Annotated in this window: 10 protein-coding genes; 1 reads left to right on the forward strand and 9 read right to left on the reverse strand. The window is 34.0% G+C overall.

Annotated features, from left to right (window positions below):
• Position 1 precedes the first annotated feature (1 nt).
• From KTQ83_RS05850 to KTQ83_RS05890, 9 genes are read right to left on the reverse strand one after another with little or no spacing between them, the layout of a single operon-like run.
• Entirely contained in the window at positions 2-1,018 is a 1,017-nt protein-coding gene (locus KTQ83_RS05850; RefSeq protein ID WP_117924335.1) for a nicotinate-nucleotide adenylyltransferase, read from the reverse strand.
• Complete coding sequence (locus tag KTQ83_RS05855; RefSeq protein ID WP_117571115.1) at positions 1,015-1,305, reverse strand: YhbY family RNA-binding protein; 291 nt, start codon at positions 1,303-1,305, stop codon at positions 1,015-1,017. The genes KTQ83_RS05850 and KTQ83_RS05855 overlap by 4 nt, the downstream gene beginning before the upstream one ends.
• Positions 1,305-2,384, reverse strand: a complete 1,080-nt coding sequence (locus KTQ83_RS05860; RefSeq protein ID WP_186998357.1) for a GTPase — start codon at positions 2,382-2,384, stop codon at positions 1,305-1,307. Before KTQ83_RS05860 ends, KTQ83_RS05855 begins: the two co-directional genes overlap by 1 nt.
• Entirely contained in the window at positions 2,377-2,901 is a 525-nt protein-coding gene (locus KTQ83_RS05865) for a YqeG family HAD IIIA-type phosphatase (protein ID WP_186998358.1), read from the reverse strand. Before KTQ83_RS05865 ends, KTQ83_RS05860 begins: the two co-directional genes overlap by 8 nt.
• Positions 2,902-4,473: an NAD(P)/FAD-dependent oxidoreductase gene (locus KTQ83_RS05870; protein WP_186998359.1), complete on the reverse strand. Its 1,572-nt coding sequence runs from the start codon at positions 4,471-4,473 to the stop codon at positions 2,902-2,904.
• A gap of 4 nt (positions 4,474-4,477) precedes the next feature.
• A complete protein-coding gene (locus tag KTQ83_RS05875) occupies positions 4,478-5,491 on the reverse strand; it encodes an acyltransferase family protein (RefSeq protein ID WP_217256205.1) in 1,014 nt (337 codons plus the stop codon).
• Positions 5,488-6,639, reverse strand: coding sequence for an alanine racemase (gene alr, locus KTQ83_RS05880; protein ID WP_217256206.1), 1,152 nt, complete (start codon positions 6,637-6,639; stop codon positions 5,488-5,490). Before alr ends, KTQ83_RS05875 begins: the two co-directional genes overlap by 4 nt.
• A complete protein-coding gene (locus tag KTQ83_RS05885) occupies positions 6,633-7,688 on the reverse strand; it encodes a D-alanine--D-alanine ligase family protein (protein ID WP_217256207.1) in 1,056 nt (351 codons plus the stop codon). Before KTQ83_RS05885 ends, alr begins: the two co-directional genes overlap by 7 nt.
• The gene (locus KTQ83_RS05890) at positions 7,685-9,040 is read right to left on the reverse strand and encodes a UDP-N-acetylmuramoyl-tripeptide--D-alanyl-D-alanine ligase (RefSeq protein ID WP_217256208.1); all 1,356 of its coding nucleotides are present in this window, start codon (positions 9,038-9,040) and stop codon (positions 7,685-7,687) included. Before KTQ83_RS05890 ends, KTQ83_RS05885 begins: the two co-directional genes overlap by 4 nt.
• A gap of 384 nt (positions 9,041-9,424) precedes the next feature.
• Here KTQ83_RS05890 and KTQ83_RS05895 point away from each other — a divergent pair, with 384 nt between their 5' ends.
• The gene (locus tag KTQ83_RS05895) at positions 9,425-9,817 is read left to right on the forward strand and encodes an HIT family protein (RefSeq protein WP_117571107.1); all 393 of its coding nucleotides are present in this window, start codon (positions 9,425-9,427) and stop codon (positions 9,815-9,817) included.
• Positions 9,818-9,897 lie beyond the last annotated feature (80 nt).

A 9,897-nucleotide genomic window follows, 5' to 3' on the forward strand; every position in this document is an offset into this window, starting at 1 on the left:
TTTATCCTCTCTTTAAAAACTCACGATTTTGTTGAACCACCAAATCAAATCCTTCTTTAATATCTTTGTTACAAATCTCAATCAATTTAGTAGAATCATATCCACGCAAAGGATCTAATTTATCTGCACAAAATACCATCATCGCATATGGATCTTGACTCGTTCCTAATACATGATGATAAATCGCATTATAAATAATTGGATTTTCAATTAAAAAGATATCTTTCGTGACAGCAGCCCCGACAAAACCATGCCATACAGCTACAGGATATTCCATGTTTTCAGGACACACACTCTGCATCCATTTTAACATTTCATCCTTTGGCATATATTTAGCTATATCATGAAACAAACCAATATAATATGCAATATGCATATCATACCCATTGTTCAACGCAAACTCTTCACAAAGTCGAGCAACCGATAAAGAATGTTTATATCTTTTTTTTGTCAATCTAGAAGCCACAAAATCATTCACATACAATCGATTTCGATAGATATAACGCAACACTTCTTCAGGCAAATAATTCAACTTATTTCCCATTCGAATCTCTGAACTAGAAACAGGAACTGCCGGCATTGTCATACACGCAATATCATACTTTGAATCAGAAAGCTTTCCATCCCTATCAAAACATACAAAATGAGCCATCTTCACAAGTTCATTCGGATTGTGCCACTTGTCAAACTGCATCAATTGATCATTTCCTATGATCCAATAAAATTCATGTTCCGGATATGTTTCAATCAATTTCTTTAGCGTATCATACGTGTAACTTTTACCTGCTCTTTCAAGTTCTAGTGTACAAACTTTAAATTTCGGGTTTTTCTTAACCACCAAATCAATCATAGCTAAACGCTCTTGATCCAATGTCAGATCATGATCTTTTAAAGGCGTACTAGACGTTGGCATAAACCATACTTCATCTACACCTAATCCCTGCAAAGACTGATTGGCCATTTGAATATGCCCATCATGTATAGGATCAAAAGAACCTCCTACAATGGCAATTCTCATTTTTTAAGCCCCAATTTATTTTCTTTACTTCTTCTATACAACAAGAAAGTATGTCCTACAATATGAACCACTTCACTACCTGTTGCACTTGCACACTCAATAGCTGCCTCACGAACATCGACTGGACATGTCTTTAATAAATTACATTTTACTAATTCATGTGCCTCCAATGAATCGGATAAAGTATCCATTAAATTATCACTTAAACCATCTTTTCCAATTTGGAATAACGATCTATACTCCATTCCTAATTTTCTTAAATATTTTTTATTTTGACTCGTTAACATTAAATCATCGCCTTTCTAAACGTTACCTGAATACCTTTATGTACTTTTACATATACATCTTTTACTTGTCCACTAATACAGAACCATCCAATACCATGAATACAAACATCCATCTTTTCTCCCTCAAGTTTAGGAGCATGGAACGTATGCATCGTTAATAAGGATGTATCTACGCATGGCACTAACATACCATTTAAATGTTTTTGCCACAACGCATCCGCATTACTTAATTTTCCTCTATGAATCGATAAAGAACGAGAGAAATATCCAACTACTGTTGCCTTACCACTCACTACCACATCAAGTCTTGCTAGTCCTGCAGCCGCAAAGGACTGATCCTCAAAAATTTGCGAAACAAATGGTCGAATTGGTTTTGTTGGAATGACCGTCTTTAAATCTTTAGGCTGTAAATGCGTTAATAAAGAATGCGTATTCTCAATACCGGGCGTATCATAAATTGTATAATCCTCAAAAGGAATTGGAACTAAATCTAATGTAGTCCCTGGATTTTGAGAAGTCGTTAAATCTTTCGATGCCAATAAATGATTCAATACAGTGGATTTTCCTGCATTGGCAACACCCATAAAAATCACATTTCGATTCTTACGATATTTCAAAATCGCATTCACAATACGTGATGAATATTCTCTAGATTTATTATTTTCCTTTAATAGATAGCCACAAATCACAATATCCTTTACAACAATATTTTCTTCGTGAAGACGATGCTTTACAAAGTTAATGATTTTTTCATCTGTTAAAGTTGTAGGCAAGACATCACGCTTCGTTAATACCATCACAATATCTTTACCTGGAAGTTTTTGATTCAAACGCGAAATTAAGTTAGCCTCAAACGCAAATAAATCCACAACCCAGAAAACCACACCATCAATCTTATTGATTTTTTCTAATGTTGCGTTGGATTCAATTCCCTGCTGCATATTGATTGTCACATCGCCATAATGACGAATGCGATAACATCTTTGACAATAAGAAGCATCTAAAGTAGGAACATAGCCTAATGCATTTTCATCTTCGTTTTGTAGTAAAACACCACAACCCTTACAATATTTAGTCATCAAAGTCACCTCGCTTCAATAATTTTTTCTTTTCTAAATAACCATATATTAATTCTTCAAAGAAACGAAATACTTTTGTGATATTTCGATCCTTTATCGCAATAGGAGCCGTTAAAATTGTATAAAGCCCCCAAATATTTCCACCCAATATATCCGTATACATTTGATCACCTAATATCGCAATCTGATTTGCCTTTAGGCCATGGTCTCTCATTGCCTTTTTAAAACAAAATGGAAATGGTTTACACGAAAATGGATATATATTTGAAACTGGAAGATGCTTACCAAAATTCTTACCTCTAGAACTTGGTGAATTTGAACATAGTGCAACCTCAATTCCATTCATTTTTAATTTATTTATAAAATCAATCACATCCTGATTTGGACATTCTTCATCATACGCCACAAGCGTATTGTCAATATCACACAAAAGTAATTGAATTCCCATTTCATGAAGTTTTTGAATGTTCAAAGTTTTAAAACTTTGAACATAATAATTCGGAGCAAATATATTCATTTAAAACTCCCCTTTGGCAAAGTATTCAATCAAATGCTCGGCACTACGAATACCATCAATAGCACTTGTCATAATGCCACCTGCATAGCCACTACCTTCACCGCTTGGATAGATACCTTGAATATTCGAAACATAAGATTCTTTATCACGAACTAAACGCACGCTGCTGCTACTTCTTGATTCTACACCACTTAATATGGCTCCACCAGAAACAAAGCCAGGCACTTTCTTTTCAAAATGCTCTAACGCCTCATGCAAGGCTAGATTGACTTCTTTAGAGAATAAATCGTTCAAATCACAAAACGTTGTACCAATCGAATAGGTTGGTAATACGGATTCAAATTGATTTGATATTTTATTTTCTAAATAATCCTTCGCAAGTTGTACGCATGCCTTATAATCGTGTCCCATTTTAAAAGCTTTCTTTTCCAAGTCTTCCTGATATTTTAACCCGGCAAACAATTCATTACCATAATCTGAATCATTGATTTGCACAAGCAATGCACTATTGGCATTTTCTCCACTACGACTCGCATAAGACATTCCGTTCACAACCAATTTATCTTTTTGACATGAACTTGGAATAACGTAGCCACCTGGACACATACAGAATGTATATACACCTTTTGAATTGGATGCCGTATACGTCAATTGATAACGAGCTGGAATCAATCTTTCATCTTGACTATATTCATGAAGCATAGCCTCATTGATATAATTTTGTTTATGTTCAATACGAACACCAACCGCAAACGGTTTATTTTCGACATGAATACCATGTTGATGAAGCATTAAAATGGTATCGCTTGCACTATGTCCAGTCGCAAGAATTAAAGCATTACAACCTATCCATTGTTGATTGAAATAGATTTGTTTCAAAGTACCATTTTCCACTTTAATATCTTCTAACTTTGTATCAAAATAGAAAGTTCCTCCCAAACGTTCAATTTCTTCACGACAATTTCGAATAATCGCCAAGAAGGCATCTGTACCAATATGAGGATGCTGATCAATTAAAATATCAGACTTTGCCCCAAAAGAAACAAGTTCCTCTAATACTTTACGACATAATGAATCTTTCGATCTTGTCGTTAACTTTCCATCACTAAAAGCACCCGCGCCACCTTCTCCAAATTGAACATTGCATTCTTCATCCAATTGTCCATTTTCCCAAAAAGTTTCTACTTTTTGTTTACGAACATCTACTTTTGATCCTCTTTCTAAAACAATCGGTTTATAGCCAGATTGTGCAAGAATCAGAGCTGCAAACATACCTGCAGGACCAAACCCAACAACAACGGGTCTAGCCAATAATGCATGTTTTCCACTCATTACTGGATGATACGTTTCATCTGGTGTTAGAGAAACATCTTTTAGCTTTAAAAGCTTCTTTTCATTTTTAACTTTACAATCTACGACATACGAAAATAAGACCTTCTGGTGACGTGCGTCCACACTTTTTCTATGTACGTGCCACTGCAAAAGGTCTTCTTTACGGATTCGCAGTTTTTTTAAGATTTGTGCCTCAATTTCATTTTCATTGGCACATTTCACCTGAAATAATCGAATCATAAGCTTACAGTAATTTTTTTAAGATCGGATATTGATCCTGATAACGCGTCACAAAACCTGCCAAACATTGTGCACATGCCAAAGTTAAGAAATAAACAACTAAATGTGCATGTGGCATCAATGCCAAGAAGATTTTGGCAAACAAAATATGTGAAGTATAAATCATCAATGAATCATGACGTAAAATCGTAAACATTTTACGGTATGGAATATTGATTTTTAATAAATAATTCACTAAGAAATAAATAGCGGGAACCAAACAAATATACATACTTGTTAAATCTCTTAAAATACCGAAATAACGATATATAGATACTTCCGCAAAGAATAATACAAAACTAATCAAGAAACCAATCAAGCTAACCTTTTTAGGCAAGCGACGCGTTCTTGAAAGTAATAACCCAATCGCAATGAACATAGGACCAAAGAAAATTCCATTTCTTGCGGTTGACAATGTTTTTGTAAAGAAACCAAAGAAGAAGGATATACCTGGAATACTTTCCCAAATTGGTGTATATACATTAATCAAGTAACCTACAAAATATAATATAAACGTAATCAACAATGTGAAATTCAAGCCTTTTTTCTTATACAAACAATAGACAATTACGTCCGCTAACATTAAGGCTGGTAAAAACCACAAGTGATAATAACTTCCATTCAAGAAAAAATCTCTTACATATGTAAATAAATACTTAATATGAAAACCCGTGTGCGTATAATCAAAAATCGTATATGGCAAATAAATAATTGTCCAAATCAAATAAATTCGAAATAAACGAATCAATGCCTTCTTTAAACGAGTCTCATTTAAATCTTCATTTTCTGAATCATAGTTTCTAAAAAAGAAGAATCCACTTGTCGTAAAAAAGAATGGAACTGCCAAACGACATACAGTATGAATAAAGTACGTATTAAATGTTTCAGAAATTTCTAAAAAAGGAAATGTATGAATACATACAACTAATAAAGCCGAAACATAACGTGCAATATCTATCGATGCATACTGTCTTTTCATGAGCGCACCTTTAATCTAGGTACACGCGAAGAAATCGAAGTTAGTGTCTCATTGTTGATAGTCTTAGCCGTACGACTAATTTGATCTACAGTAACGACTTCATTTCCTTGATGACCTACGATACACACTACATCGCCCTCTTTTACATCATCTACATCTGTAACATCAATCATACATTGATCCATACATAAATTTCCAATCAATTTACATCTTTGGCCATGTACTAACACTTCAAATCCCTGATTCGATAAAAGACGTGGTAAACCATCCGCATATCCAATACTCATTGTTGCAACTTTTGTTGGTTTTTCAGCCACAAAATGACGACCATAACTTACACTTTGTCCAGGATATATCCATTTCACCAAACTAACATTGGCATACATAGACATAATTGGAATAAAGTCTGGATTTGTTTGGATTGGAATTTGATCATCACTCGTCACACCCATATAAAGTAGACCTGGTCTACAATATTCATATTCCAGCTCTGGATAGTTTAAAATTCCATAACTATTTTGAAGATGACGAATACCTAGATCAATACCTTGAGATTTCAACAAATCAACAACTTCATCAAACAATTGAATTTGTTTGGTCGTAAATGATCTACAATTCTCATCCAAACAATCACTCACAGGGAAATGCGAGAAGATGCCTTCTACACATAGATTTTCCATATGATACTCTTCATAAATATCTTCTATATGTTTATCTTGTTCTTGATAAACAATTCCCGTTCTGCACATACCTGTATCTACTTTACAATGACAACGAATCTTTACATTGTTTTCCTTGGCATACGCATTTAATTCTCTTGCATATTCAATAGAAATCAAAGATTGAACAATATTTTGTTCATGAAGATAGTGAAAATGCATACTAGGTGTATACCCTAATATTAGGATATTATCTTGAATCCCTGCATTTCTTAAGTTCAAAGCCTCATCCACACTCGAAACGCCAAAATAATCCACTCCACATTTTTGTAAAGCCTTAGCACATGCGACATCACCCAAACCATACGCATTGGCTTTGACGATACCCATAATTTTTGTTTTCTTTACGAGCTTTCTTACTTCTTCTACATTATGCGCAATCGCATCATAGTCGATTTCTGTCCAAGCCCGACTATAAGCTTCTAACATGCTCCAATAGTCCTTTGCATAGCTAATTCAATTAGCTTATCAATTAAATCCGCAAATTCAATTCCAGCTTCTTTCATCATAGAAGGATAACGAGAAGTAGCCGTTAATCCTGGAATTGTATTCAATTCATTTAAAATCACTTCTTTATCTTCTGTCACAAACATATCTATTCGTGCCATACCACAGCAGTTCATCGCAATATAGGTTCTACGAGCTAATTCTTGTGCTTCTTTAAATGTTTTTTCATCAATACGAGCCGGACAATAAATAGCTGCTCCCTTCATTTCATACTTACCTTCAAAATCAAAGAATCCACCATTAATTTCAATTTCATCCACTGATCCTGTAAAGATTTCTTCATTTCCCATAACAGCACAACCAATCTCAAAGCCTTTAATTACTTTTTCAACTAAGATCTTACCGCGACCATCATAGAAGAAAGCATCTTTACATGCACTTTCAAATTCTTCTTTATCATTTACAAAATGAACCCCATAGCTACTTCCTGCATTGCATGGCTTAACAATCCATGGTAATGGAATCTCTTCTTGAATCTGTTCAAATGTAGGATTTTCTCGATTTGCGTATAAACAAATATAATCTGCACACGGAATATTTGCTTCCTTACAAAGAATATGCATGATTTCTTTGTCCATTGACATAGCACTTGACATTACATCACAGCCTACATAATGAATATTCATCAATTCAAGCAATCCTTGAATCAATCCATCTTCTCCATTTTTTCCATGTAGTACTGGGAATACACAATCCAATTCAATCACTTTGTTTGAACCATCCAAAGGCATGATTCCACCATTTACCCATGCACAAGATACACAAGTTTCTTCACTTTGCCATGTATCATGTTCAATCGAATCCACATCTCCATTATATAAATAGAAATGTCCATTTTTATTAATTCCAATTAAAGTCATATCATAGTTATCAGCATGAATCTGACGTAAAAAAGAAGCGACAGAATGCAATGAAACAGAGTATTCACTACTTTGTCCTCCAAATATGACACCTAAACGTAATTTACTCATTGTTTTTTCCCCCTAAATGCATCTACTAACGTATCCATTTTCATAGCTCTTGAACCCTTGATCAAAACAATACAATCTTGATCTAACAAAGGTTTAACAGCTTCATATATCTCATCTTTTGTTTCATACCACTTTCCATTAAAACCATCACTTGTTTCTTTAGAAAGAGGACCCGTACAATATAGTTCGTCTACACCTTTTTGTTTAGCGTATTCGCCCACATCAAAGTGCAATTGTTTTTCTTCACTTCCAAGATCTAACATATCCGATAAAATGGCGATATGTTTTTGCGCAGGCAATTCCATCAATGTATCAATAGCTGCCTTTGCGCTTTCTGGATTTGATTTATACGTATCATCTAAAATATACGCATTTGAAACTGGAATTAGCTGTGTACGCATCTTTGTCATTTCTAAAGCAGCCAATCCTTTTAAAATAGATTCCTCTTTTAATTGACAAGCCTTTGCGATAAAAATACACGGTAATGCGTTCATAGCCTGAAAATCACCAAATGCACGTAAATGAACAGGTGCATCTAGAATATTGCAGTTAAAAACAATTCCTTCTTTATCATATTTAATATCACTTGTGATAGAAACATCTCCACCTTGACCAAAAGATACGATTTTCTTATTTTCTGTATTCAAAGTAGGAAGAACCTGTTTTATTTCTTCACTTTCATGATTATAAAGGAATAAGCCATTTTCTTTTAATCCCTCTAAAATTTCACATTTTGCCTGAGCAATCTGAAGTCTACCGCCCAAATTTTCCATGTGAGCTGAACCTACAGAAGTAATCACAGAAATATCAGGCTGTGCAATGGAGGTCAACTGCGTAATTTCGCCTTTGTTTTCCATACCCATTTCTAAAATCGCAACTTCAATATCTTCATCAAAGTCAAAAATAGTTAATGGAAGACCAATTTCACTGTTACGATTTCCCTGCGTTTTTTGTGTTTTTTTCTCTTGTGAAAAAATACTATACAACATATCTTTACAACTAGTTTTTCCGTTAGAACCCGTTACACCAATTACTAATGGACGTAACTCATCTAAATACGCTTTCGCAAGATCTTGCATAGCTTTAAGCGTGTCATCAACTAAAATAACTGGAAAATTCGGATATGGAAGATGATCCTTTTGCCACAAACTAATCAAAGCGCCATCTTCAATTGTTTGTTTGGAAAATACATGTCCATCTACTCTTTGACCAATAATTGGTACATATAAAACATCTTTTGTCACCTGTCGTGAATCAATCACAACACCATGTATTTTTCTTGTATCATCAATATCACCATGCACATTTGCATGCATTATATTTGTTATTTCCTGAATGGTTTTTACAATCATCTCAAAACCTCCGCTTAGCTTACATTATAGCATAAAACTAGTTCTCAATATTTATAATTCATGAAAAATCCAAATTTTCCCATTTTTGACACTCGCAAGCACTATCAATTTTGTAAAATGAGTCAAAAAAAACAAAAAAGTGGGGTGAAAATACTACTTTTTTATTAAATCACATATTTTCCCACACTTTTCACATTTTATTTGACACAACTTATGGTATACTTCTATACAAGCAAGGAGTTTGAAGACCTTGCCGGTATGAAATCAGTAAATGATATTCATACTATTTTCTATCCCCTTATTGAAAAGCCAGACACCCCCTTAGTCTGGCTTTTCATTTTATCTAAAACGATGTATTATTTTTAATAAGGAGGACGTATACTTATGTGTATTTTTTGTATGATCGCTAATGGTGAAATTCCAAGCAATAAAATCTATGAAGACGAAAGTGTTATCGCTTTTCTAGACATCAACCCTACTTCTTATGGACATACGCTTGTTGTCCCAAAAGAACACTGTGATTCTTTTTTAGATTGTCCAGATGAAACCCGCAACCATGTATTTGAAGTTGCTAGTAAGCTTGCCAACAAATTGGAACAAACTCTACATTGTGATGGCATCAACATTTTAAGTAATGTGCATGAAGCTGCAGGACAAAGTGTTAACCATTTCCACGTTCATTTGATTCCACGTTATAAAGATAACGATAGTGTTACCATTGAATTTCATGAAATTGAAAAACCAGATTTTGAAGAATTAATGAATAAACTAAAATAAAGAAGTCAATTTGATTTGACTTCTTTCAGACTGTTGACAAAGTGACTGTCGACAGTCTTTTTAAAATCTGATAGAATATC

Origin of the sequence: Holdemanella porci, assembly GCF_019052655.1 — a bacterium.
Taxonomy (GTDB): domain Bacteria; phylum Bacillota_I; class Bacilli_A; order Erysipelotrichales; family Erysipelotrichaceae; genus Holdemanella; species Holdemanella hominis.

What these genes read in the sequence shown, in the direction of transcription:
- KTQ83_RS05850 (WP_117924335.1), bottom strand. Translation starts at nt 1,018, where the DNA reads ATGAGAATTGCCATTGTAGGAGGTTCTTTTGATCCTATACATGATGGG.
- KTQ83_RS05855 (WP_117571115.1), bottom strand. Translation starts at nt 1,305, where the DNA reads ATGTTAACGAGTCAAAATAAAAAATATTTAAGAAAATTAGGAATGGAG.
- KTQ83_RS05860 (WP_186998357.1), bottom strand. Translation starts at nt 2,384, where the DNA reads ATGACTAAATATTGTAAGGGTTGTGGTGTTTTACTACAAAACGAAGAT.
- KTQ83_RS05865 (WP_186998358.1), bottom strand. Translation starts at nt 2,901, where the DNA reads ATGAATATATTTGCTCCGAATTATTATGTTCAAAGTTTTAAAACTTTG.
- KTQ83_RS05870 (WP_186998359.1), bottom strand. Translation starts at nt 4,473, where the DNA reads ATGATTCGATTATTTCAGGTGAAATGTGCCAATGAAAATGAAATTGAG.
- KTQ83_RS05875 (WP_217256205.1), bottom strand. Translation starts at nt 5,491, where the DNA reads ATGAAAAGACAGTATGCATCGATAGATATTGCACGTTATGTTTCGGCT.
- alr (WP_217256206.1), bottom strand. Translation starts at nt 6,639, where the DNA reads ATGTTAGAAGCTTATAGTCGGGCTTGGACAGAAATCGACTATGATGCG.
- KTQ83_RS05885 (WP_217256207.1), bottom strand. Translation starts at nt 7,688, where the DNA reads ATGAGTAAATTACGTTTAGGTGTCATATTTGGAGGACAAAGTAGTGAA.
- KTQ83_RS05890 (WP_217256208.1), bottom strand. Translation starts at nt 9,040, where the DNA reads ATGATTGTAAAAACCATTCAGGAAATAACAAATATAATGCATGCAAAT.
- KTQ83_RS05895 (WP_117571107.1), top strand. Translation starts at nt 9,425, where the DNA reads ATGTGTATTTTTTGTATGATCGCTAATGGTGAAATTCCAAGCAATAAA.